We start from the raw sequence: 23,494 nt of genomic DNA on the forward strand, positions 1-23,494 counted from the left end.
AACAGCTGACTAGATCCCATTATTTTGGTTGCCCCTTCTGTTCTTCTTTCTTCCAGGCCGGATCACCATGCTCGTGAAGTTTTTGATTAACTTTATAAACCGAGAATGGTATCAAGAAAGCAAGCAACGTGCAAATAAATATTAACTTTCCGGGTAAAAACCCTAAGAGTTCACCCATATTACCACTTACTCCTCCCCTTTATTTTGTGATTTTTCCGAGTCTCCTGCAGATCGAATCCTTACCTTAGTTTTTACATGAAATGTACTTTCTCGAAAATAATTGTCACCATGATCCCAGTTATCCTTTACTTTTTGCCATGTTTGATAATGTCTTTGCTTTAATTTACTTTTCAATCCAAAGACATCAGCACTTAAGTCGTTTTGTGCCTTTTCAATCGTCATCTGAGCGATTTCCTGTATTTTATCACCAGCTTTCTTTTCAATTTCAGCTACAGTTTTAGGACTCATGATATTTTCCGTACCAAAAACTTCTACAATTCTACCTTCTGCATTTATATTTACGGATATCGTTATCGTTTCCGGATTTTTTGTATCCATTTTAATCTTACTACTTGCTTGATTAATATTAAATGTTATCAAATTTCCCTCATGCTCAAATTCAATTGGACCTCCTGAAAATTCGCCGATTATTAAATTCAAGCCTTGCATTTCTTGTTTATTTAGGGTTCCAACTAACTTACCTTCATATCCATGAAATACTGCGCCTGCTTCATAATTTATTTTCTTATCGGAAGGCGTATATTTAGGGAGCGTAAAACTGCTATCGGATAAAAAAAACTCATGCATATCACCAAGTTGCACAGGCTTTAAAGTACCTATTATTCCTAAGTTTTTTTCTAATAGTAAAGTATCCATATAAAGCGCAGGCACTTTTTCATTTTCAGGAGTGATATCAAGGATTTTTTGTGCCTTTCCTTCAGCAATGATTATTTTCGTTACTCTTCGGATCTCATGATTGCGGAAAAACACATCCATAATACTTGGAAACAGATGTGGTGTACTGAGGACATCTTCGGAAACAACAATAACCTTTAAATGTTCTAAAAAAGGCATTATATTTGTTGACGTTCTCATCTCTTTATCTATAGCAAATAGGCTATCCCCGCTAGCTGATAAATTCAAATATGCTTTTTGATTTCCCCCACCACCATCACTAGGACTCCCAATTCCAGGTGGTACTACTAATTGGTTTGTTAGCGTTACTTGATGATTACCGTTTACTTTTTCATCAGCTAAATCAATCGCTAATCCGACTACAAAACCACGTTCTTCAATATTAGTCTCATCCCAGCAACCCGTTAATAAAAAAACAATTAAACAATAATAAAGAAAATGAAATCTTCTTTTATTCACTGCCTTTCACTCCCCTTATTTTAGCAACTGAAAGCAGCAAAACCGTCACAGATACAGTAAATGTAATTAAAGCGTAACTAATGACCTCGCCAAACGTTGACACTTGAATATAGTTTTGGGGAAGCATAGTGATATAGTACTGGATCGGTGCCAGAACAAGTATTATTTTTATCTTGGCTATCTTTTTCATGACAGAATTAATCGCAAGTACAGCTACATCAAATGTCATTGCGGCGGTAGTAAAAATAGTCATCAACCAGATTACAAAGAAAAGGGATTCAACCCTCTCTAGTAGCATCCCTGGTATCTCCGCTCGCTTCGCTAATTCAATTAATGGATTCATCAGATTAGCTGTGGCTACTTGACCATAAACACCTAGAGTAGTTATATAAATCAGGATATATAAAATGATAGGGATGCACATACCAATCGCCGCTGCCTTAGGGGCTTTTTTTGGATTCTTAACGAATGCAATATAAAATAGAATAACCCCAAACCCAAGATAGGATGTAATACTTGTTTTAAATCCCTTTGCATATCCAGCAAAACTTGTTTTAAACACGGGCAATAAGTTATTGAAATCAAACGTTTTTAAATTAAAGAGCAAGATAGCACAAGCAACCAAGATAATAATTGGTAAAAAAAGCATATTCAATCGAAACAATCCAACCCGTGAACCTGATACGGCATAAACAACTACGAGTAGAAAAACAAGTGCAATCACCTCAATTGGGGTTTGATCAAGCAAATAATCTTTAGTAATACCAGCAATATTACGTACAACATAAGAGGAAAGGAGTAAAAAAAATATCCCGTATAAACTAGTCAAAATGATTGCCACAGGTTTTGTTACGATTAAAGATGCATATTCGTGAAATGTTTGATTAGGGAAACGTGCTGCTAACTTAGCTACCATCCATGTGAAAAAGACAAAAATTAGCCCTGTGATTGCTAACGAAATCCACCCATCTGACCCAATCGTAGCTTTAGCCAAAGTTGTCGGTAAAGTGAGGATCCCTCCTCCAATTACTACCGAAGCTACAGCAATCATGAGTTCTTTTTCTCCGATTTTTCCGTCTCCATATTTAAACGTTTTCATGAACCTTGCTCTCCTTTATCTGCGGACGTTTCATCCTCTGTTTGCAGATATTCTGGGCGTTTGGTTAACATTGTTCTTGGGGCTCGTAGTACAAGATCTTTAAAGTCCCTTAACATTGTAGGCGCAAATGGAGTAGAATAAGGCACCCCAAAACTCGTTAAGTTCACCACATGAATGCTAATCATTATAAAAACAAGGATAATTCCATAAAGACCGAAAATAGCTGCTGCAAACATAAATGCAAAACGAAGAATCCGTAGTGCAATACCAAAGCTGAATGTTGGAGTTGCATAGGCCGCAATTGCTGTAAGTGAGATAACAATAACCATAACTGGGCTGACAATACCCGCCTGTACGGCAGCTTGTCCAAGAACTAGTCCTCCAACAATACCAATCGTTTGTCCAATTGGTGATGGGAGCCTTATCCCCGCTTCTTGTAATAATTCCAACGTTATTACCATAAGGATTGCTTCTACAACAGGGGAAAAAGGGACCCCTTCTCTAGACGCAGCTATTGAGAAAGCTAGTTTAGAGGGAAGCAAACCTTGATGAAATGAAACTAATGAAATATATAGACCAGGCAAAAATAATGCTAGAAACGCCCCGAAATAGCGTAACATCCTCAGTAACGTTCCATATAGCCAGCGCTCATAATAATCTTCAGGGGATTTAAAAACATCACTTATTGTTGATGGCGCTAATAAAACAAATGGAGTTCCATCTAATACAATCGCTACTTTTCCTTGCAAGAGAGCTGCTGAAACCATATCAGGCCTTTCTGTTTCTAACATTTGTGGAAAGGGCGATAGAAAGCTATCTTGAATCCATTGTTCGATAAAACCTGATTCGGGCGCATCATCGACATTAATCGTTTGAAGTCTACGATTAACTTCCTTCAAAATCTCGGGATTAATAATACCATCAACATATGCTACAACAAGATTTTGCTTGCTACGACGTCCTATTTGATGTGTCTTAAAACGTAAATCCGGATCTCGAATATAACGGCGAATTAGCGCTAAATTCGTACCTATGTTTTCCACAAATGATGCCCTTGGTCCACGTATTAACGTTTCTGTTACTGGTTGTTCAATAGAGCGCGTTTCCCCACCTTTCGCATCGATTAATAGGACGGTATCTATTCCATCTAAATAGAACACGACACTCCCAGAAAGGATGGCATTGGAAACGTCATCGATTGTTTTACCTTTTTCAATTTTACTAATAGAGATAAATTCCTTATATATTTTATCTAAAAGATCTGTTTCATCAACTATTTGTTGGTTCTTCATTTTCCCTTGGAAGTTTTCCAGTAAGGTATTTTGCACCAAATTTCTGTCGATTAAACCATCTATATAAACAATGGCACACTTCGTATTCGCCTCACCAATTGTAAACTCGCGAACATTTAAATCCCCTGGACTATCTAACATTTTATGTAGATTTTCTATGTTTTGATTAAGTTCTCTAAACAATTCGATGGAAAAACTTTCATTTGATGTGTTTTGCTGTTTCATTTTTCTTTGTCTGTAACGTGCCATTTAATCCCTCTCACTCTCCAACAGCTACTCTCCTCCTTTTGCCCAATAAGTCATATTATTATACAAAACATGAAGAGACCATCAAATTAAACTTCTATAAAAAGTTAGTTTTCCGACATGTTGTTGGTTCTCAAGTTTAGCAAGTTTTTGAACACGCATTTTGGTAGGTATTATCCCTGTTCTGATTATCTATTCAGCTACTTTATTCACCACTGCTTTTTATACCCATCGATTTGAAAAGAGATTATTGAACAAACGTATAAGAGCTACATAATAGGATAGAAAGAAATTTCCATTATACTGATGATTAGGATACAAATAATTCTGCAAGAAAGAAGGACTCTATATGCCATTTTATGTGATTGCAATCCTCGTTATTGTGATGGACCAGCTTTCTAAATATCTAATTCGTTTCTACATTGACATTAATGAAACATTTTCATTGTGGGGAATACAACTCACACATATCGAAAATAGTGGAATGGCAGGAGGTTTATTTCAAGGCTACGCACGGCTCTTCGGAGTTGTGGCTGTGTTGTTCGTGATAGGTGTTTTATATCTTCGCAAAACCGGAGAAATAAAAGGTACTCTCATCGATTGTAGTTTTGGATTCCTAGTCGGAGGAGCAATTGGTAATGGCATTGATAGACTTTTGTTTGGGCAGGTGACAGATTTCATCATTCGCTCTGGAGGAATTCTTAACTTGGCCGACCATGCTATTGAGATGGGGGTGTTACTGCTTATTATTTATGTAGTCGTTAACTGGTTGAAAAATAAGGACTAGATTCTCTAGTACTTTATAAGGAAAACCCCATCGATAAGAACAACATAAAAAACACCAAACCTTACCTCCTAGCGAGAGGAATAGGATTGGTGTTTTGTCTTATCGTCAGTATTAATCACGCAATTTACTTAGTTCCAGCCGAGCTTCGTCTGAAAGTGAGCCGCCGATATCCATCAATTCAACAATATCTTTAAAAGCTCTTTTGGGAATCGCTAAATCCGCTAGTTCATCTGGAGTAAAACCTAAATTGATATCATCTTCTCGACCATCTTTCAATTTAGTAACGAAGTCGGGTTCCGTAACGAAAGGCGTAGATGCACCAACCATGTCAGCGAATTGAAGGGCTTCTAGTGCTTTTTCTGGTGAGTTGATGCCACCCGTTGCCATAACCGGAATACGGCCAGCAATATGGTCGTACACAACTTGATTCATAAATTTATCCTTAAATTTACCTTGCCGAATGGTTTGTTTATAAATATTTTTGCCCCAACTTGCGATAGCTAAGTATTGGATATTAGCGACTTCCATCACTTCATCCATGAAATAAAGAAAGTCTTCAACACTATAGCCGATCTCACTGCCACGTGTTTCTTCCGGCGTCCCGCGATAACCAAGAATAAAGTTAGCAGGTGCTTCTTCATCAATGACTTTCTGAACAGCTTGCAGAACTTCAATCCCAAAACGTGAGCGATTTTCGATGCTCCCAGCACCATATTCATCATCACGCTGATTGGAGAAAGTGGATAGAAATGTTTGGATTAATAAGCGCTGGGCACCTGATACTTCAACGCCATCAAAACCGGCTTTAATCGCTCGCCGTGTTGCATCAGCAAATTGGGTAATCACATGTTTAATTTTACGTTTAGTCATGGGTAAAACTGTATGTTCAACGGGACTCTTTAAGTTCATTTCACTTGGACCATAAACGACACCGAAGTCTTTAAGCGATGTTACGGAAAACCGACCAGCATGGGTTAACTGAATAATTGCCTTAGCGCCGTCTTTTTTCATCGCTTGCGCGAGTTGTTTAAGCCCCTCGATGCTACGATCATCATCGATACTAAAGCCATATTCAAACAACTGACCATATTCTTCGATATACGCAGCACCTGTAATTTGTAGGGGTGCTGAATTAGCACGTCGTTCTGCATAAGCCAAGTCTTCTTGTGTAACATAACCCTCAACGGTGGAAGAATTAGTAATCATTGGTGACAGGACAAAACGATTATCTAATTCAATACCATTTGGTAGCACTATTGTTTCAAATAAAGGTCTGTATTGCACTGTTGTTTTCATTTCATATTCTCCAATTCCTGCAAAATGAAGTGTAATTGTTAACATTAACTAAAATCTAACGGAGGAGAGGGACTTCTGCTAACTTAAGTTAAATGCTTTTGCCAATAATTCAATCGCTTTTTTACGGGCTTCTAACCCTGGTATAAGTGGGATTAACATTAATTCATCGGCTTTAAATTGAGTAATCAACTCATTTAATTGCGCTGTGACGCTATCAATATCACCAACAACCATTCGGGTCCGATTCGCTTGAATGGTTGTCTTTTCCGCTTCTGTATATTGATAACGGCGGGCTGTTTCCACCGATGGAAATTCACTCAACTGACTGAAATTATCATTGCCGAGCAACCAGAGATCTAAAGCTTCCGCATATTCTTCCGCTTCTTCATTCGATTCTGCAACGACTACAAATGGCGCAATGGATACTTTTGGTGTTGGCATGAAAGGCGAAGGCTGAAATTCATCATGATAAGTCTTTGCCGCTTGTATACCGATAGTTAATTTATCAATACCAGCAAGTGGAAATAAGCCAAAAGTAAAGCCGATTCCTAACTTAGCGGCTATTTTGGCATTTTTGATACTAGTTGATAATAGCCACATCTGAGGAACAGTTGGAATCACTGGATGAGCAGCAATACCATGGAATCGATGAACTTCATTCACTTGGTCACTTAAATATTTAGTTAAATCGACAATACTCTGTTCGTAATTGAGTTTACTTTTTTTATTCTCATTCAACGTTCTATTCACAATAGGGGTTCCAATCGTATTCCCCAAGCCCAAATCAATTCGATGAGGATGAAAAGCTTCGAGAACCCGGAAATTCTCAGCCACTTTGTAGGGACTGTAATGGGGAAGCATCACGCCGCCCGAACCGATACGAATACGCTCTGTCGCATCTGCTAAACGCATCATAACCAGTTCAGGGGAACTACTGGCGAAAGCAGGAACATTATGGTGTTCTGCCATCCAGAATCGTTCATACCCTAACGATTCCGCTAATTGGGCTAGCGTAATCGTATTCTGTAAAGCCTCTTGGGCATTGCTGCCTTCGTCAATTTGAGCGTAATCCAGGAGCCCTAATTTAACCATCTTTAGCCTTCTTTCTAAGTCTAATGGCGCTCATGCTTCAGTTGTTGGAATACTTAACATAAAATTGACTAACGTTTCCTTTGTTAAATTTCCAAAATAACTTGCTAAATCCAGCGGCTCTAGCGCTTGTAATAAATCATCTTTTCTTAATCGCATCCCCATCAGGGCCTCTTCAACTTCTTTCACATCTTTCGTTCCGAAGTAATCGCCCGTAATCTGAATGGCAGAAATTTTAGCGTGTTCGATACTTAAGCCGATACTAATCGTTCCAATTGGAAAACGTTCCGTTAAATGATAATCAAACTGCATAAAGCGACCATAGTTCCAGTCCCAATTATTGTATTTCTCAGTGGCGATTTTATCGACCTCTGCCCAATCTTCTGGGGTTAGTTCATAGCGCTTTGCTTGGCTCATGTCATCAATTTCAAGTAATTTACAAATCATGTAATCAGTAAAGTCCCAGACCGTCATTTCTTGATATTCAGGTGCTAAATGGTGACGGATCGATCCTACCCGGCTACGGACTGATTGAATACCGTGTGATTCTATTTTCTTTTGGTTAGGATTCAACACGGACACCATTGCTTCATAATTAGGATCTAATAGCAAAGAATACCCAGCGTAAATCCGCCCTTTCTGTAACGTCATCGCTGCTCCAGAAACTTTCTTACCTTCAATAATCAAATCATTGCGGCCTTTTTGTTCTACATGATCCACGCCTAACTTCTGAAGTGCCTTGATGGCTGGCTCATACAAACGTGTATAATTACCGAAAATGTCGTTATTACCGTCAAATAAGAAAGAAAAACTCATATTACGGTCATCAAGATAAATTGCACCACCACCTGTTTCACGGCGAACGATTTTAATATCATGTTCATCCATATATGGTTGATTGACTTCCTCATATGCATTCTGGTATTTTCCAATTTGAACAGCAGGTTGCATCATATATGGGAACAACACATCATCATCTAAGAAAATATGATCTTTCACATATTCTTGTAAAGCCATTGCTATTCCGGGATCGTAAATCCACTTTCCATCACGTTTCGATTCAATTAAATACATACGATACCTCCATTATTCATTCGGTGCGAAGCTATGTAAAACTTCAGCAATATCTTCATTAATTCGCACCGCTTGCGGACGAATCGCATGCGGAATGAAGTAATCCTTCTGATTCATTGTCACAAACAGGGCTTTAGGATTTGCCTTCGTCATTTGTTGGAATGGATGTTTGATAAATTGCGGTGTTGTGTGCCCAACTCCAATTTCTAGAAAGAGTATTTTCTTCTCTTGATTCTCTGTTAAAAATTGATCATAACGTTCTTTCTGCTCATGGAAATGATCATCCTCAACCATTCCTTTTTCTTCATTACGCTTGTTCACTTCCATCACAGCACTACATTCCGGACAGCGAGGGACTAATTCTTTTGGGATCTTCATATCTGACTGTTGCCGGGCCATTTGGCGAATTAAGCTTTCATCGTGATAGGTCTGTTGATGACAGTGATTAGAACATTGCCACAACCCGTATTCTCCTTGAATACGAAAGACTTTCTCCATATCGAACTCAGCCGCATAAAACGCATTATCGGCATTGGTCGTAATAATATGATGATTTTTATCTGTCATCATGCGACGCAAATCGACGTATGCTTGTCCGACTGGTTGATCAAAGAAATTCAACAAACTGAAGCGACTTTGAAAGGCCCAATATTCTTGTTCATCTTCAAAATCAAAGAGACTTGCTTGTAACATATCAAAGAAACGATACTTCGCAATGAAATCAGGAAATGCCTCAGTAAATCGTTTTCCTACATAAGTAAATCCAGTTGCTGCAGACATCCCCGCGCCAATTCCGATGACAATTGCTTCGGCTTCTTCGATTAGTTGATGTAAAAAGTCAGCTTGTGACATTGATGATTCCACCGTTAATGTCTGCCAATGTGTGTTAAGTTGCCTCATATCAATCTCCTATTCTTTCATCCCTAATAATGTCTGGTATATCTGTAAGTCATCATCTTTAAATACATTAAAGATGACGTTAAGTGTTGACCCGGTGTCCTTTAAATATGCCTTCACAGTCTGAATCGCAATTTCAGCCGCTTGTTGCTGTGGAAAATTAAATTCACCTGTCGAAATGCAGCAAAAAGCAATCGTCTCTTGTTGGTACTCATCAGCCAAGGCTAAACAAGAACGATAAGACGAAGCTAATAATTTCTCTTTTAAAGGTGAAACACCACGCTCATCGATAAATGGTCCGACTGTATGAATGACATAGTCTGATGGTAAATTGTAAGCCTTCGTTATTTTTGCTTTACCCATCGGTTCTTTGCGACCTTGTGCTTTTATCACTGCATCACAATCTAACCGCAACTCTACTCCAGCATATGTATGAATCATATTGTCAATACAGTCATGATTCGCTTGCATACAGCCTATAAAATAACTATTGGCTGCATTGACTATCACGTCTACCGTTAGACTGGTAATATCGCCTTGCCATAAATAAAGTTGTGGTTGCACAGCTACTAAATCATTCAATGAAGTTAATGGCCGTTCGTGATTCCACTGCGTTAAGAAGGCATCCTGAACCTCAATAAATTGTTCCGTCACCGGTTCGGGTTGTCGGATATTACACAGGCCGCGAAATAACGCTAATTTTTCTTCTATAGTATCCATTTGGGACTGCTTCATTTTCTCCCGGGTATTCGGGTTCTCATTCGATAAATATTCAATTAGATAATCGAGTCTCGCTTCTTGATTCATATCCTACTCCTATGATGAGATATACTAACAAAAATAGTCCTATTACTAATTAAGCATCTTCCAGTCGGCTAAACGCCTCTTCATCAACATCTGTTAATTTAACTACCCAATTTTCTTCTGATTTAGCTGAATTCAATAATGTTGGTTCACTTGTTAATACTTCATTTCGCTCAACAATTTTACCCGCCAACGGAGAAGCCAATTCAAAAACAGTTTTCGAAGCTTCCAAATCTAAAATGACATCATCTACTTCAAGCGTATCAGCATCTGAAAATTCTACTAAACCTACTGTACCAATATCATCTTGTAATTCTGGCGTCATACTTACTGTATAAATGTCACCGTTTTTCTCAACAAATAAAAAATCTACACGTTTTTTCATCAATAATCCCTCTTTCTTTCTTACTTAAATTTAATCATGATATATCAACAATATATCATGTGTTATGAATAATCGAACGGAACGTCTTGCTTTTAGTAGCAGAAAAAAATCTACATAAAGTCTCTGCTAATAACACATTCAAAGCAAAGTCATATTTTCCAATAATAAAAAGGCCCTGTTTTGAACAAAGATTGCTCAAAACAGGGTCATTCTTTGTAAAGCACTTTACAATTCCCATAAAAAACATTGATCATTTTCAAGGGTATTGAAAAAGTGTAGTTAATATAGTTTCTGTCATTAAACTTGAATTAGTGCTCCGTCGTTCGCTTTCCTGCGGGCGAGCGCCAAGCCGCTTCGTCGCTACGCTCCTGCAGGGTCTCGGCTGTCTCGCTTTCCCGCGGGAGTCTCACGACTGCGCACTAAATCAGGCAGTAGTGATATAAAAGATTCTTCTTTGTACTTTTTCAGTGCTCTCTCATTTTCTGCCTGTGTTGTGCCGTATCGGTTAAACTGATAATTCAATCGATAAAAACTCAGGCAGTTGTCGTTCATGCTTATCGAGCTTGATCTGTTCTGGTTTGATGCCCTGCTCACGCAGCACTTCAATGTTTTGCACCAGGAACTCGTCGCTCCCGACAACATAGAAGAGCCCATCCTTGTCTGCAGCAAGATTTTTTACTTCTTCATAGTAGTCTTTACGATTATCGACGAACTGTGATGTGAACTTCTTGTCAGGTGCGGATTCAAAAATAGTGGTGAATAAGAAATCTTTTGACGAATCGACGTTCAGGGAATGAATTTTATTGACGTTGTCAGCACGTTCGAAATAATCAAGTACAAGCGGTCTGAAAGTTGCCAGGCCGACACCTGATGACAGCAGGTAAACATTTTTGTCTTCTCTTTTAAGCGGCACATTCGAATGAGTTTTAAATATGGCCATTTCATTGCCGACTTCAAGATTTCTTAAAATCGCTTTAAACTCAGAACACTGCTCTTTAATGCGTGTTGTGATACCGATTGAATTTTCGTTTGGTAAAGTTGAGATTGACATATGGCGAATCAGGCTGCGGTTAGGCTTATCTCCAGCATTAAAACCTTCCAATGCTAAGTGGATGTGAGCACCTTCTTCCCATGTATAGCCTTCCGGACAGTCGAGCAGGAACGTTTTAACCTCTGGTGTTTCTTCAATAATCTTATTTATTTTAGTCCAGTATATTTGCATTATATATTCCCCTTTTTTCAATTATTTGTATTGTTACTATCTACTATACAGTAATTGATAATGGTTCTCAATTAAATAGACTGGTTATTTTGACCGCCAATAAAATTGTATTCAATTATACGATGAACCGAAATGATTATCCCGATGAAACGAGGTGAAAAAATATTATTCAAAGGCATTATGTAGAGTTTTTGTATCTGCTCCCGTCGAATTTCGTCGTACAAAATGTTAAACTAGTAGTTGCAGCAACATATAGCGAATGGGCGGTTGACACTCCCATTGCTTTAAATGTGGAGCAGACTAAAACCCCTGATGCCTTAATTTCTGCAAATGACGCAGAAATACGGCAAATTGAACCCTTCGCTGTTCAATTCGCAATGAATATGCTTTTCCAATTTGGCATATTTTTCGCGACAGCGACAACAGCTGTTGTTGCGATGATTGCTCTTTACACCAATGGAAAAAAGTAACCACCCTCCGCTACCGACTAAGTATGCAGGGTGGTTACTCTTTGAGTTAAACATTCTTACAACTGGTCAACCGCGCTTCATGCGGTATGTCAGCTGCATTGACTGGGTGTTGGCGCACTCAGTCTTTTTTAATATATGTTTAGTTTTACCACATTTATTCATGAAATACACATTCACCAACTCCAGCGGTTTCATTTCTTTAGTTCAGTGCACTCCCCTTCTATTATTTAATCGGCTCTTAATATATAAATTAGATTGTTAATTCCACCAATATTTCATTTCTTTAAATGTAACATCCCATACCTTTACATTCCCTTTAATTGTGATTGTAAGTTCATTTACCTTGTCGATATTAAATTCGGAGGAGATTATTTCACGATATTCTTTGTCCATAGAACGGGTTCCTATCTCTTGCCCATCAACAGAAACAATTACTTCACCAGAATAGTTACTAGCACTATCAGGAATCCCGTAGCTTAAAGAAAGTACAATATCTTTACCCCCAAATTCATAGGTGAATATCTCCACTTTATCGTCTTCGCTACCATACAAGTTTATTTTTGGTTCAACTTTTTCATGTCCAATTTCGAAACTTTGGAGACTTTTATCCATAGGTACGTTTAAGTTACTCTCTAGTTCATTTAAAGCTATAATTGCTCCTTCTTTTTTTGTGAACGTTTTGTTTAGCAATTCCGAAAAACCGATTACGCCTATTGAAATGATCACAACGGACATAATAGTGACTACAAGATTTTTTCGGGTACGCTTAAAACGAAATCCGATTTTGTATGCACAAAATCCTACTACCGCCCCCAGTGAATTCACGATGACATCATTTATATCAAAACTACCGAGATAAGTTAGCATTTGCACGGTTTCTAGTATAAGAATTGACAAGAGAAAAAATGAAATAAACCTAAAAAAACTACAGCGATACAGCATAGGAATCAATATACCAAAAGGTATAAATCCTACAAAATTACCTAAGTCAAAAAAACGGAAATGTGTAAAATCCGACAAAGTTGGAAATCTCAATTGAATTATATTCGGCATTAAATTAAAACGATATTCGTGAACTGTAATTGCTGCACCAAGTCTACCAACTCCAAAAAACAGAAAGTATACGATCAAAACTGTATAGATTATTAATATCGTAAGGATTAGCTTATGTTGCTTTGTTCTCATAGTATCCCCGATCTTAATAAATAATATAGAGCTTTTATTAATATAGCATTCAGTATAAGAAATGTAAATATTAGTATAATTAAGTTTTTTCTCAACTATGAATTTGGAACTCCTAACAATTTATGCGATAATAATAGAACTAGCGTTTCATCGTATAAAGAAATGAGGTTTACTCATGAAAACAGTAATTTTCGCAAAAAAACCTTCTCAAGCAAAAGCTTCCACTGTCAAAAGTCGACATAAAACGCATATTGAGTCGGCTCAAAGTCAGCTGTTTCCACAAGGCGCTTTTATTACATGGGGCATCGGCCATCTTGTCGAATTGAATGAGCCAAAAGCCTATGATCCGCGCTGGAAACGGTTTTTATGTATTGAAACCCCTAGATTTTCAAAATGAAATCACTTAAAGCGATACCGCCAACATTTCAGAAGACTTGTATGCTAAGCGATCCCTAACCCCAAAAAGTCGATTCCTTAGCGTACAGGAATCGACTTTTAAATTTGGCTTCTTCAAGCAAATCACTGTTAGATGGAGAAGATTTAAACTTCAAATTGCTTGATTTTCACATTCAGTCTTAACACTTCTTCTGGCTTAAACGCTGCTAATGGTTCTCCGCTCAACCCAATCATGTTTAGCCAGGGCTCCTTTACCTAAAGTAACCATACCAGCTTGATTATATGAGTGACTGGTACCAATCGCTAATAGTTAAATTTAAAGTCGAGTACGATAAATAATGTCAAGTGCATCTAGAATCACTCAGATTAAAGTGTTTTATTTAGGTGCGAAAGTTAAGAGATTAACAAGTAAACTTTTTGAAAGCAAGCACTGCATTATGTCCGCCGAAACCAAAGCCATTCGAAATTGCATAGTTTATTTTCATTTTCGATGCTTTGTTTGGAACGTAATTCAAGTCGCATTCCTCATCCGGGATTTCGTAATTGATAGTGGCTGGCGCGATATCTTCCAATATACTTTTAAGCGTTATTATAGCCTCCACTCCACCCGCAGCACCAAATAGGTGTCCCGTCATCGATTTTGTAGAGCTTACCTTCAATTTATATGCATGCGATCCAAAAGTAGCTTTAATTGCTTTTGTTTCTGATTTATCTCCTTCTGGCGTGCTTGTTCCATGCGCATTAATATAATCAACATCAGTAGGATGAATTCTTGCCATTTCTAAAGCTAGCTTCATCGCCCTTGCAGCGCCATCGAAATCAGGAGATGTGATATGATAGGCATCGGTTGTTGAACCATAACCGACAATCTCGCCCAAAATTGTTGCACCTCTTTGTTTAGCATGCTCATACTCTTCAAGTACTAAAATACCGGCACCTTCCGACATGACAAAGCCATCACGCTTACCATCAAAAGGACGGCTCGCCTTTTCCGGGGAATCATTTAAAGTAGACATCGCCCTCATCCTTGAGAAACCAGCAAAAGATAAGGGATTAATTGAAGCCTCTGCGCCACCCGCTACAATGGCATCAGAATAACCATGTAAAATATTTAAATATGCTTCACCTATTGCATGGTTCCCTGTTGCACATGCTGACACTGGCGAAAAACTCGGACCTTTAAAACCGTATTTAATCGCTATAATGCCTGCTGCCATATTACTAATCATCATTGGTACCATAAATGGAGATACTCTTCTTACGCCTCTTTCCAACAAAGAGTTATGATTGTCCATTACGGTGTCAATTCCACCAATTCCAGATCCAACATAAACGCCTATCCGCTCTTTATTAACTGTGTCCTGATCAAGTCCCGATTGCTCTAACGCTTGGTTCGCTGCTGCATAAGCATACTGAGCAAACAAATCATATTTCCCTAACTCCTTTTTATCAAAGTAATTTTCTGCGGGAAAGTCACTTATTTTCCCAGCGATTCGCGTGTTAATATCTTTAAATTTATCAGATTCAATTTTTTTAATACCTGAATTACCCGCTTTAATATTACTCCAAAACGTATCTATATTATTTCCTAATGGTGATACAACCCCATAACCTGTTACAACAACTCGACGTTCCATATTTTATACCTCCGATAAATTTGACATGTTTTCACGTTTTATAGTTTAACAAGGGTTCTGCCGCGTACTTTTCCTTCTAATATAGCAGCCAATACTTCTGGCAGCTCTTTTAATGAGATTTCATTTACCATATCTTCATTTAACGCTGTTGGTTTCAAATCTTCTCCTAGACGATTCCAAATTTCTAAGCGCTTCTTCATTGGATATTCAACCGAGTCAATGCCAAGCCAATTAACACCTCTTGAAATATGTGGAAATACGGTTGTGGATACTTCCATTCCACCTGTAAAACCACACGTAGCTACAGACGCGCCATATTTCAATGTACTTAGAATGTATTGGAGCGTTTTCCCACCTACAGGATCGATTGCGCCAGCCCATTTTTCTTCACGCATTGGCACATTGTCGTTATCTACAATTTCGTCACGGTGAATAATTTGTTTGGCGCCTAATCCTTTCAAATATTCTTCTTGATCTGATTTGCCTGTACTAGCTACCACATCATAGCCTTTTTTAGCTAAGATATTCACAGCAATACTGCCCACTCCTCCCGTTGCACCTGCTACCAATACAGGTCCATGGCTTGGTTCTAAATCATTATCTTCAAGTCTTTGAACGGCTAATGCTGCAGTAAACCCAGCTGTTCCAAGGATCATGGATTCTTTTAAAGATAATCCTTTTGGAAGAGGTACAACCCACTCTGCAGGGACACGTGCGATTTCGCTAAATCCGCCAAAATGTCCTGTTCCTAATTTGTAGCTAGTGACAATGACTTCATCCCCTGTTGTAAAACGTTCATCTTTTGAATCAATAACCGTTCCGGCTAAATCGATTCCTGGTACTAGCGGATAGGAGCTTACAAACTGATTTTGCAAGGCTACTATACCGTCTTTAAAGTTCACACTAGAATAGGCTACTCGAATCGTTACTTCCCCTTCTGGAAGATCATCCATACTTAATTGTTTGATTTCTAACTTTGTTTGATCATTTACTTTATCTAATACCATTGCTTGAAAGTTATTCAATTTATTTACCATTTCCTCTCTCTACTCTTTTTTGTTCAGAATTTCCTTTTAAAATCATACACGTACTAGTTGAATGAGCAACAAGACTCTCTTTTTCATCATATATATGACATTCCAGTAGTCCAACAGAAGTTCCTTTCTTAATTATTTTTCCCTCAGCTCGAAGTTTCGAATCAAATATAGGTTTTAGGAAATTCAATTTAAGTTCCACTGTCGTGAAAACTTCATCATCTGCAAGCGTGCTAGCAAAAGTATATCCCATCGCAGCATCTGCTATATCGCAAAGTATCCCACCATGTAGGGTGCCCATCGGATTATGCAATCTTTCAGAAGCTTCCATTTCTACAACAACTCTACCTTCTTCAACTTCTACAACCTTGAAACCAAGTACTTGTGCAACTGGGGGTTCAGGTATTTCACCCGTCATCATTTTCTTTAAGTTTTCTAAGTGATTCATTATCCACGCCTCCTAAATAATAAATTTTAACTTTAAAAATATTTTTCAACGATGCAGATGGAGATGTTATCGAGGGTACAACTCCATTGTATTACTCATTCGAACTGTGGGTATAGAGCAGAGACTCCACCAGACAGGACTTTCTGAATATTTCGACTCACATCGTCTGCAAGAATTTCATAGCTGTCAGCTTGGATTCCGTCGATAGCCATCTTAGCGACGTCAGCAGCATTCAACTTAGGGGCGATGACGCCGGCAGACATGAAGTCCCGCTACCCGTACCTTCTGATCAGCTAGTTCTAAACGAATTGTGTTGGTGAGAGCCCACGCAGCCGACTTTGCGGCAGAATATGCTCCTTCATCCACACTACTGAACCAGGACAAGGCCGAAAGAATGTTTAAAATAGCACCGCCCCCGTTCGAGGCGATCTTCGGAGCAAAGGCGCGAACCATCGAAAGCGTTCCGAAAAAGTGCGTATCAAATTCGGTGTGGATGTCCTCCAAACTACCATTGATAAGGGAGGCGCCTGTCGACACTCCAGCATTGTTTATCAGCAGAGTCACGTCTCCCGCGACCTCTGCTGCCGCTGCCACAGAGTTAGGATCGGTGATATCGATTTGCAACGGTTTTGCTCCTGGTAGTTGGATGCTATCAGGGTTGCGCGCCCCCGCATAAACAATAGCACCGCGAGAGATGAGTTCAAGAGCCAATTGTCGACCGAACCCTCGATTTGCGCCAGTGACGAGTGCGATTTGTTGTGAAATATCCATGATAAGTATTCTCCTCTCAGGTGTTTGAACTTACTACTAAACGATGCGGCGAAATCAGCTGGCTCTAGTTAAGATTTCTTCTTAAGGATTCCGCATTCTTGCTATTGTAGTATCGATGACTTAAACAAGCCTTTGCACTGCCTCTTTCGTAAAGGGCTCTAGTTCGTCTACCCGTCCGTCGTGTATCTTACTTACCCAAGCATGATCGGCTAGTAATGCTCGCCCAACAGCCACTAAATCGAATTCATCTCTTTCAAGCATGTCAATTAATTTACTAATATCAGCGTTATTGGCCCTTTTCCCTTCAAATGAAGCCTTTGAAAACTCACTGTCTAAACCTACAGAACCAACAGTAATGGTAGGCTTGCCTGTGAGCTTTTTGGTCCAGCCCGCTAGGTTGAGATTAGAGCCTTCAAACTCAGGTTCCCAGAAACGACGGGTCGAGCAATGAAAAATATCAACACCAGCATTTACTAACGGAGTTAAAAACTGTTCAAGCTGATCCGGACTTTCTGCTAGTTTTGCTGCATAATCATCACCTTTCCATTGCGAAAAACGTAAAATAATTGGAAAGTCTGGTCCCACTGCCCGACGGCAAGCATCAATTATTTCTACTGCAAAACGAGTACGTTCAACTAAGTCGCCACCGTAACGGTCAGTACGTTTATTGGTTTTCTCCCAAAAAAATTGGTCGATTAAATATCCATGTGCACCGTGAAGTTCGATTCCGTCAAAACCAAGCTGTTTAGCATCTGCAGCTGCTTGCGCATAAGCATCAATCACTGCTGAAATCTCCGATTCGTTCATTGGATCAGTTACCTTGTCACCTGCTGCGGTAAGACCTGATGGTCCAATCGGCAGCGCATCATGATTCGGTAGATCACCTATCTTACGTCGCATACCAACATGCCAAAGTTGCGGAATAATTCGTCCGCCAGCTTCATGTACAGCATCCACTACCTGCAACCATCCTTTTAGTGAATTTTCGCCATGGAAGTTCGGCCAGTTGGGATTGCTCGCCGCTGCCGGATGGTTGATTAAAGTGCCTTCAGTTATGATTAAACCGACACCGTTCTCAACCCGACGGCGGTAATATGATACTACATCTGCCCCAGGTACCCCGCCCGGTGAAAACCCTCGAGTCATCGGAGACATCACGATGCGGTTTGGAAGCGTTAAATTCCCGATTGTAAAAGGTTCGAACAAAGGTTGAACAGCCGAAGCATGGAAGCCCTCTTCATTATTACTCACAATAATCCCCCTTTAGAAAGTCACAATCACTTTACCTTCTGAGTGACCAGTAGAAACTTTTTCCAATGCCTGATTAATGTCGTCAAATTTATAAACTGAATCAATTGAAACCTCAATATCCTCTTTTTCCATAAAGCTTGTAACCTCTTGTAAGCGTCTTCCATTAGCTTGCACAAATAAAAAGTGATATTCTTTGTTATCTTTTGCTGCTAAACGGTCAAAACGAGCACCCGCTAAACGAAACAGTATCCTTTTCAAGAATGGAAGATTATTTTCAACGGCAAAGCGATGGTTGGGTGCAGCCTTCAATGATACTAATTTCCCATGAGGCTTTAATATACTAAGTTCCGCTTCTATTTCATCACCGCCTAAGGTGTCTATCACATAATCTATATCGGATAGAACATCAGCATAATTTTCTTCTTTATAATTTATAAATTGATCTGCCCCAATCGACAGTGTACGTGATCGACCTCTTTCACTGCCGCTTGTAATCACATACAGCCCCATTGATTTGGCAATGGGAATCGCCATTGCACCAAAGCCGCCGGTGCCCCCAGGAATAAACAGCTTTTTACCAGGTTGAACATCGAGTACATCCTTCAATGCCTGATGAGCTGTTAAAGCAGTGAGCGGGACCGCAGCCGCCTCTACAAAGGATAGATTTTCAGGCATTTTGGCTATAGCATCATCTTTGACCGCTACATATTCAGCGAAAGCTCCTATTTTATCTACTGGCAACCTCGAATAAATTTGGTCGCCAACCTGAAAATCAACAACATCTTTACCAACAGCCTCTATAACACCAGATAGTTCATTGCCTAATGTCAGTGGAAAGTCATAATCAGCAATGAGTCGGACCGTGCCATTCAAAATAAGGATATCTAATGGATTGACACCTGCTGCTTTTACTTTAACGAGTACCTCGTTATCCTTGATTTCCGGTTTATCCACATTATTTATTTCCACTTGAATTCCTTTTGAGTATTTCTGCATTTGAGCAGCTTTCATACTTTTCTAGCTTCCTTTCCACTTGAAAATCTTATGGCGTACAATTTTTAGTTGTACGCCATTCATCATTTCACTTATTCTTACTGCTATTGAGATTTTTATTCTTCCATTTTAGGATAATCTGTATAACCCTGTGCACCACCAGCATAGAGCTTAGTTACATCCGGTTCATTTAGGGGAGCGTTTTTCTTTATACGCTCAATGAAGTCCGGATTAGCTAGTGCCCAAATCCCTACTGTTGCGACATCTGCTAGACCATTATCCAAGTCCACAGCAAGTTGTTCAAGTGGGCGTCCCGCTCTATTTACCACTAGTGGTTGCGTCCATAACTGGCGTATTTCTTGTAATAAGGGTTCATTGCCAAAGTGCATAATATGAAGATAAGCCAAATCAAGCTTATTTAATTTCCCTATTAAATATCGATACATCTCAATATTTGTATCACCTTCCTCAATTCCGTTCAATGTTCCTTGAGGAGAGAACCGAATTCCCGTTTTTTCTGCACCAATTTCATCAATGACTGCTTTAGTCACTTCAATTGCAAATCGAGCCCGGTTTTCAATTGAACCACCATAGGCATCTTGACGATGATTTGAGTTCTCACTAAGGAACTGTTGAATTAGATACCCATTTGCCCCGTGAATTTCGACTCCATCAGCTCCAGCTTCAATTGCTGCGGCTGCGGCTGTACGAAATTCTTGAATGACTTCTTTTATCTCATTTTGACCTAATTCCCTAGGCGTCGGGATATCTTTCATCCCCTCAGCTGTAAACATTTCTGTGCCAGGTGCAATAGCAGAAGGTGCAACCGCTTGTCGATGATGTGGTGTATTGTCAGGATGTGAAACACGCCCTACATGCATGAGCTGAATGAATATGCGGCCACCTTCATTGTGTACACGACTCGTTATTTTCTTCCAACCTTCTATGTGAGATGGTGTATAAATCCCAGGTGTATTTAAGTACCCTTGACCATCATCTGAAGGTTGTGTACCTTCACTTATGATTAAACCAAAAGAAGCACGTTGACCATAATATTCAGCCGCTATCTCTCCTGGGGTACCATCAGGTAAAGCTCTATTTCTCGTCATTGGTGACATGCCTAAGCGGTTTTTTAATGTAACGTCTCCAATACGAACTTCTTCAAATATTTTCTGCATTTTCATTCTCCTTTTTTGTTCTCATACACTTTAAGTATAAGATGGTTAGTAGTAATTGATTATCTATGACTAATTGTCCTCTTCATTACTCAGCATCAAGAAATCGATTTACATCGCCAGCGAACTGTTCTGGGTACTGGAATAGATGTCCGTGACCAGAGTCTGGATAAATAATGAGTTGGGCATTAGGTAAGTTTACAGTAAGAATGTAACTGTTTTTAGTCGCAACCATGATGTCTTCAACCCCATTGGTCACGAGTACTGGTTGCGTAATCTTCTGTAACCAGTCGTATTTCTGTTCAGGTTCCCGCTGAGCCCATTCGGATACTGCCTTGAATTGCGCCTCGGTCACTTGAGATGAGCTTTCCACTTTTTTCTGACCCAAGATTCGTTTTAATGAAGCTATACCAGCCGCTCGACTCGTTTCGGTCGGACCGTAAAATAGGAACAAGAAATTCTCCCGAGCATCATTTCCACTAGATTCAGTCATCGCCTCATACACGCCTTCTCTACGCTCACTGACACCAGATCGTGGAGATGTCCCTGCTAAGACGATGCGTCGTACCAGATTTGGCTGTTGCAATGCTAATTCCTGTGCAACCATTCCTCCTATTGAAAAACCAAGGATATCGACTTGCTCTAAACCAAGTGCATTAATAAAAGCCGCTGCATCCTTTGCCATCTCAGCTATAGTAGTCGGAGTTTCACCACTGGATTCACCGACACCAGCATTATCAAAAAGAATAATTGGTCGATTTTCAGCTAAAACACCAATCATATTAGGATCCCAGTTTTCCATTGTTCCGCGGAAGTGAATGAAGAAAACTAGCGGAATTCCTGTTTCTTGGCCGAACTTTCTATAGGCAAATCGTACCCCTTCAGCTTCGATATAACTTGATTCAGTTGGAATTGTAAATTTCGACATTTTTTTTCCCCTTTCGAACGGTGAGTTCGGATTGATTTGATAGGTTATAAATTAGTTGCAATTTTATTCTCATTATTAGAATGACCGTTCTAGAAAGGTTAAAAAAAAGAAAGTTAGTCTAACACAGAAAGTGTCATATCAACAATGCTTTCTAATTTCTTTTTATCAGCTTCAATCTTCACTACTACGCGTAACCCCACAAGTGAATTATGAAGAAAAAAAGACAATACTTTAAGGTCATGACTCTGAGATATTTCTCCGTTTTCCTGCCCATGTTTCAGCAGCTCATAAAAGAGAGCTTCTGTCTTTGTAAACGTTCCTGCAATCTTTGTTGCAATTTCCTCGTCAAGCAAAGATAATTCAACAGCTGCGTTTACAGACAAACATCCTTTTGGCAAACTAAGATCTGGGTAAATTATCATGTTAAACACTTCTCGTATCCCTTGTTTTACCAGTAAGTTTGAATCTACTCTCTTTTTCGTTTCACTTGTAATTAACTCTTCATAGTGGGATAAAGCACTCAAAAACAATGTACGTTTGTCGCCAAACGTATCGTAGATGCTTCTGCGATGAATGCCCATATAGTCTACTAACTCTTGCATAGACGTTTTTTCATACCCTTGTTGCCAAAAAAGCTCCATGGCTTTTCTTAATACTTGATTTACATCAAACTCTTTACTTCTAGCCATAATTCCTCCCTAAATACGAATACCCAAACGAGAATGAACATTCTAATTGTAGGATATTTAACTGCAACTAATTTAACCTCTTTTAGATTATCATTACTAGAACGATTAGTAAAGAATTAAAGGGATAGCCGTTTTAATTCTTTATAAATCCCTTACCCCAATTTTTTTCAGTTGCCAAAACTGGGAAGCTTGGTAACATATTTAAACCAGACGCCAATGCAAATATAGTAGTAATGGTCGGCTTTCTCTTCGCTCTTTCCATTAAGCTGATATATGTACGATCCAAACCGCAAATATGAGCTAACTCTTCCTGTGAAAACTTCTTTTCTAACCTAAATCCTCTAAGTACTTCCCAAAAAACTCTTCTATTTCCATCCACTATAGCAGCACACGGACCCCACACGATTTAACAATACTGATCACACTAACTATGGATTAGAAAAACTTCTGAATCTATGAGATAATATTAGAACTAACGTTTCTACCTTATCAGTGAAAGAGGTCTTGTCATGAAGCCAGTAATCCTAGCCGAAAAACCGAGCCAGGGAAAAGCGTATGCAGATGCTTTTTCTGTCAGACGTCACGAAGGCTATTTAGAAATCCATCCGACTTCAATTTTTCCAGAAGGTGCGCATATCACATGGGGTGTTGGCCATCTTGTCGAATTGAAAGAGCCGAAAGCGTATGATCCTAAATGGGAAAAATGGACGCTTGATAGTTTACCTATCTTGCCAGAGCGGTATGAATTTCAAGTCGCCAAAGGGAAAAGCAAGCAATTTAATGTCATAATGAAGCTACTCAAAGAGACGGATACTGTCATTAATGGCTACGACATAGACATATCTCTATAAATACCATTGTACATAATTGTTCTTTTTATTCTTAGTCATATACTATAGTAATATCCAACCAATATTAATTTGCACATAAATTATAAAATGCACATAATCAG

27 protein-coding genes are annotated in these 23,494 nt (G+C 39.1%); 4 read left to right on the forward strand and 23 right to left on the reverse strand.

Annotated features, from left to right (window positions below; genetic code table 11):
• Positions 1–19: 19 nt before the first annotated feature.
• Genes AC25Y1_RS09895 through AC25Y1_RS09910 form a run of 4 tightly spaced genes read right to left on the reverse strand, consistent with a single transcriptional unit; the run spans position 20 to position 4,014 of the window.
• Complete coding sequence (locus AC25Y1_RS09895) at positions 20–178, reverse strand: hypothetical protein (RefSeq protein ID WP_488147812.1); 159 nt, start codon at positions 176–178, stop codon at positions 20–22.
• Positions 179–186: 8 nt separating this feature from the next.
• Entirely contained in the window at positions 187–1,374 is a 1,188-nt protein-coding gene (locus AC25Y1_RS09900; RefSeq protein ID WP_488147813.1) for a Ger(x)C family spore germination protein, read from the reverse strand.
• Positions 1,367–2,473: a GerAB/ArcD/ProY family transporter gene (locus tag AC25Y1_RS09905; RefSeq protein ID WP_488147814.1), complete on the reverse strand. Its 1,107-nt coding sequence runs from the start codon at positions 2,471–2,473 to the stop codon at positions 1,367–1,369. The genes AC25Y1_RS09900 and AC25Y1_RS09905 overlap by 8 nt, the downstream gene beginning before the upstream one ends.
• A complete protein-coding gene (locus tag AC25Y1_RS09910) occupies positions 2,470–4,014 on the reverse strand; it encodes a spore germination protein (RefSeq protein ID WP_488147815.1) in 1,545 nt (514 codons plus the stop codon). Before AC25Y1_RS09910 ends, AC25Y1_RS09905 begins: the two co-directional genes overlap by 4 nt.
• Positions 4,015–4,360: 346 nt before the next feature.
• On the opposite strand from AC25Y1_RS09910, the gene lspA reads away from it, so the two are divergent.
• Positions 4,361–4,798 carry a signal peptidase II gene (gene lspA, locus AC25Y1_RS09915; protein ID WP_488147816.1) on the forward strand — a complete coding sequence of 146 codons (438 nt, stop codon included), beginning with the start codon at positions 4,361–4,363 and terminating at the stop codon, positions 4,796–4,798.
• Between the two features lie 111 nt (positions 4,799–4,909).
• Here the strand turns inward: lspA and AC25Y1_RS09920 are convergent, their stop codons facing one another.
• From AC25Y1_RS09920 to AC25Y1_RS09950, 7 genes are all read right to left on the reverse strand, one after another.
• Positions 4,910–6,094, reverse strand: coding sequence for an NADH-dependent flavin oxidoreductase (locus tag AC25Y1_RS09920; RefSeq protein WP_488147863.1), 1,185 nt, complete (start codon positions 6,092–6,094; stop codon positions 4,910–4,912).
• A 78-nt stretch (positions 6,095–6,172) separates the two neighbouring features.
• Positions 6,173–7,186, reverse strand: a complete 1,014-nt coding sequence (locus AC25Y1_RS09925; protein WP_488147817.1) for an LLM class flavin-dependent oxidoreductase — start codon at positions 7,184–7,186, stop codon at positions 6,173–6,175.
• Positions 7,187–7,216: 30 nt separating this feature from the next.
• The gene (gene lplA / locus AC25Y1_RS09930; protein ID WP_488147818.1) at positions 7,217–8,257 is read right to left on the reverse strand and encodes a lipoate--protein ligase; all 1,041 of its coding nucleotides are present in this window, start codon (positions 8,255–8,257) and stop codon (positions 7,217–7,219) included.
• A gap of 12 nt (positions 8,258–8,269) precedes the next feature.
• The gene (locus AC25Y1_RS09935; protein ID WP_488147819.1) at positions 8,270–9,157 is read right to left on the reverse strand and encodes an SIR2 family NAD-dependent protein deacylase; all 888 of its coding nucleotides are present in this window, start codon (positions 9,155–9,157) and stop codon (positions 8,270–8,272) included.
• A gap of 9 nt (positions 9,158–9,166) precedes the next feature.
• A complete protein-coding gene (locus tag AC25Y1_RS09940) occupies positions 9,167–9,961 on the reverse strand; it encodes a protein-ADP-ribose hydrolase (protein WP_488147820.1) in 795 nt (264 codons plus the stop codon).
• A 49-nt stretch (positions 9,962–10,010) separates the two neighbouring features.
• Positions 10,011–10,343, reverse strand: a complete 333-nt coding sequence (locus AC25Y1_RS09945; RefSeq protein ID WP_488147821.1) for a glycine cleavage system H family protein — start codon at positions 10,341–10,343, stop codon at positions 10,011–10,013.
• A 505-nt stretch (positions 10,344–10,848) separates the two neighbouring features.
• Positions 10,849–11,565, reverse strand: coding sequence for a dihydropteridine reductase (locus tag AC25Y1_RS09950; RefSeq protein ID WP_488147822.1), 717 nt, complete (start codon positions 11,563–11,565; stop codon positions 10,849–10,851).
• Positions 11,566–11,855: 290 nt separating this feature from the next.
• Here AC25Y1_RS09950 and AC25Y1_RS09955 point away from each other — a divergent pair, with 290 nt between their 5' ends.
• Positions 11,856–12,035 carry a hypothetical protein gene (locus AC25Y1_RS09955; RefSeq protein ID WP_488147823.1) on the forward strand — a complete coding sequence of 60 codons (180 nt, stop codon included), beginning with the start codon at positions 11,856–11,858 and terminating at the stop codon, positions 12,033–12,035.
• 258 nt (positions 12,036–12,293) lie between these two features.
• Here AC25Y1_RS09955 and AC25Y1_RS09960 read toward each other — a convergent pair whose 3' ends face one another.
• Positions 12,294–13,220, reverse strand: coding sequence for a VanZ family protein (locus tag AC25Y1_RS09960; protein ID WP_488147824.1), 927 nt, complete (start codon positions 13,218–13,220; stop codon positions 12,294–12,296).
• A gap of 175 nt (positions 13,221–13,395) precedes the next feature.
• On the opposite strand from AC25Y1_RS09960, the gene AC25Y1_RS09965 reads away from it, so the two are divergent.
• On the forward strand, positions 13,396–13,617 hold the full coding sequence (locus AC25Y1_RS09965; protein WP_488147825.1) for a hypothetical protein: 222 nt from the start codon (positions 13,396–13,398) through the stop codon (positions 13,615–13,617).
• 400 nt (positions 13,618–14,017) lie between these two features.
• On the opposite strand, the gene fabF is transcribed toward AC25Y1_RS09965, so the two are convergent.
• The 11 genes from fabF to AC25Y1_RS10020 form a co-directional block, all read right to left on the reverse strand.
• Positions 14,018–15,253, reverse strand: a complete 1,236-nt coding sequence (fabF, locus tag AC25Y1_RS09970) for a beta-ketoacyl-ACP synthase II (protein WP_488147826.1) — start codon at positions 15,251–15,253, stop codon at positions 14,018–14,020.
• Between the two features lie 38 nt (positions 15,254–15,291).
• Positions 15,292–16,278: an acrylyl-CoA reductase family protein gene (locus tag AC25Y1_RS09975; protein ID WP_488147827.1), complete on the reverse strand. Its 987-nt coding sequence runs from the start codon at positions 16,276–16,278 to the stop codon at positions 15,292–15,294.
• A gap of 1 nt (position 16,279) precedes the next feature.
• Positions 16,280–16,735: a PaaI family thioesterase gene (locus AC25Y1_RS09980; RefSeq protein WP_488147828.1), complete on the reverse strand. Its 456-nt coding sequence runs from the start codon at positions 16,733–16,735 to the stop codon at positions 16,280–16,282.
• Positions 16,736–16,830: 95 nt separating this feature from the next.
• Positions 16,831–16,971: a hypothetical protein gene (locus AC25Y1_RS09985; RefSeq protein WP_488147829.1), complete on the reverse strand. Its 141-nt coding sequence runs from the start codon at positions 16,969–16,971 to the stop codon at positions 16,831–16,833.
• Position 16,972: 1 nt separating this feature from the next.
• Positions 16,973–17,506 (reverse strand): SDR family NAD(P)-dependent oxidoreductase, encoded by a 534-nt coding sequence (locus AC25Y1_RS09990; protein WP_488147830.1) that lies wholly within the window; start codon positions 17,504–17,506, stop codon positions 16,973–16,975.
• 120 nt (positions 17,507–17,626) lie between these two features.
• Positions 17,627–18,757: an NADH:flavin oxidoreductase gene (locus tag AC25Y1_RS09995; RefSeq protein WP_488147831.1), complete on the reverse strand. Its 1,131-nt coding sequence runs from the start codon at positions 18,755–18,757 to the stop codon at positions 17,627–17,629.
• Positions 18,758–18,769: 12 nt separating this feature from the next.
• Positions 18,770–19,768: an NADP-dependent oxidoreductase gene (locus AC25Y1_RS10000; RefSeq protein ID WP_488147832.1), complete on the reverse strand. Its 999-nt coding sequence runs from the start codon at positions 19,766–19,768 to the stop codon at positions 18,770–18,772.
• 98 nt (positions 19,769–19,866) lie between these two features.
• The gene (locus AC25Y1_RS10005; protein ID WP_488147833.1) at positions 19,867–20,928 is read right to left on the reverse strand and encodes an alkene reductase; all 1,062 of its coding nucleotides are present in this window, start codon (positions 20,926–20,928) and stop codon (positions 19,867–19,869) included.
• An 85-nt stretch (positions 20,929–21,013) separates the two neighbouring features.
• A complete protein-coding gene (locus AC25Y1_RS10010) occupies positions 21,014–21,853 on the reverse strand; it encodes an alpha/beta fold hydrolase (protein WP_488147834.1) in 840 nt (279 codons plus the stop codon).
• A gap of 113 nt (positions 21,854–21,966) precedes the next feature.
• The gene (locus tag AC25Y1_RS10015; RefSeq protein ID WP_488147835.1) at positions 21,967–22,542 is read right to left on the reverse strand and encodes a TetR/AcrR family transcriptional regulator; all 576 of its coding nucleotides are present in this window, start codon (positions 22,540–22,542) and stop codon (positions 21,967–21,969) included.
• A 133-nt stretch (positions 22,543–22,675) separates the two neighbouring features.
• A complete protein-coding gene (locus AC25Y1_RS10020; RefSeq protein ID WP_488147836.1) occupies positions 22,676–22,921 on the reverse strand; it encodes a helix-turn-helix domain-containing protein in 246 nt (81 codons plus the stop codon).
• Between the two features lie 130 nt (positions 22,922–23,051).
• On the opposite strand from AC25Y1_RS10020, the gene AC25Y1_RS10025 reads away from it, so the two are divergent.
• On the forward strand, positions 23,052–23,393 hold the full coding sequence (locus tag AC25Y1_RS10025; RefSeq protein ID WP_488147837.1) for a toprim domain-containing protein: 342 nt from the start codon (positions 23,052–23,054) through the stop codon (positions 23,391–23,393).
• The last annotated feature ends 101 nt before the right edge of the window (positions 23,394–23,494 follow it).

The organism is Sporosarcina sp. Y1009, assembly GCF_057669865.1.

Bases quoted from the DNA above. Each gene is read 5' to 3' on its own strand.
- AC25Y1_RS09895 (WP_488147812.1), bottom strand. From the start codon at position 178: ATGGGTGAACTCTTAGGGTTTTTACCCGGAAAGTTAATATTTATTTGC.
- AC25Y1_RS09905 (WP_488147814.1), bottom strand. From the start codon at position 2,473: ATGAAAACGTTTAAATATGGAGACGGAAAAATCGGAGAAAAAGAACTC.
- AC25Y1_RS09910 (WP_488147815.1), bottom strand. From the start codon at position 4,014: ATGGCACGTTACAGACAAAGAAAAATGAAACAGCAAAACACATCAAAT.
- lspA (WP_488147816.1), top strand. From the start codon at position 4,361: ATGCCATTTTATGTGATTGCAATCCTCGTTATTGTGATGGACCAGCTT.
- AC25Y1_RS09920 (WP_488147863.1), bottom strand. From the start codon at position 6,094: ATGAAAACAACAGTGCAATACAGACCTTTATTTGAAACAATAGTGCTA.
- AC25Y1_RS09925 (WP_488147817.1), bottom strand. From the start codon at position 7,186: ATGGTTAAATTAGGGCTCCTGGATTACGCTCAAATTGACGAAGGCAGC.
- lplA (WP_488147818.1), bottom strand. From the start codon at position 8,257: ATGTATTTAATTGAATCGAAACGTGATGGAAAGTGGATTTACGATCCC.
- AC25Y1_RS09935 (WP_488147819.1), bottom strand. From the start codon at position 9,157: ATGAGGCAACTTAACACACATTGGCAGACATTAACGGTGGAATCATCA.
- AC25Y1_RS09940 (WP_488147820.1), bottom strand. From the start codon at position 9,961: ATGAATCAAGAAGCGAGACTCGATTATCTAATTGAATATTTATCGAAT.
- AC25Y1_RS09945 (WP_488147821.1), bottom strand. From the start codon at position 10,343: ATGAAAAAACGTGTAGATTTTTTATTTGTTGAGAAAAACGGTGACATT.
- AC25Y1_RS09950 (WP_488147822.1), bottom strand. From the start codon at position 11,565: ATGCAAATATACTGGACTAAAATAAATAAGATTATTGAAGAAACACCA.
- AC25Y1_RS09960 (WP_488147824.1), bottom strand. From the start codon at position 13,220: ATGAGAACAAAGCAACATAAGCTAATCCTTACGATATTAATAATCTAT.
- AC25Y1_RS09965 (WP_488147825.1), top strand. From the start codon at position 13,396: ATGAAAACAGTAATTTTCGCAAAAAAACCTTCTCAAGCAAAAGCTTCC.
- fabF (WP_488147826.1), bottom strand. From the start codon at position 15,253: ATGGAACGTCGAGTTGTTGTAACAGGTTATGGGGTTGTATCACCATTA.
- AC25Y1_RS09980 (WP_488147828.1), bottom strand. From the start codon at position 16,735: ATGAATCACTTAGAAAACTTAAAGAAAATGATGACGGGTGAAATACCT.
- AC25Y1_RS09990 (WP_488147830.1), bottom strand. From the start codon at position 17,506: ATGGATATTTCACAACAAATCGCACTCGTCACTGGCGCAAATCGAGGG.
- AC25Y1_RS10000 (WP_488147832.1), bottom strand. From the start codon at position 19,768: ATGAAAGCTGCTCAAATGCAGAAATACTCAAAAGGAATTCAAGTGGAA.
- AC25Y1_RS10005 (WP_488147833.1), bottom strand. From the start codon at position 20,928: ATGCAGAAAATATTTGAAGAAGTTCGTATTGGAGACGTTACATTAAAA.
- AC25Y1_RS10010 (WP_488147834.1), bottom strand. From the start codon at position 21,853: ATGTCGAAATTTACAATTCCAACTGAATCAAGTTATATCGAAGCTGAA.
- AC25Y1_RS10015 (WP_488147835.1), bottom strand. From the start codon at position 22,542: ATGGCTAGAAGTAAAGAGTTTGATGTAAATCAAGTATTAAGAAAAGCC.
- AC25Y1_RS10025 (WP_488147837.1), top strand. From the start codon at position 23,052: ATGAAGCCAGTAATCCTAGCCGAAAAACCGAGCCAGGGAAAAGCGTAT.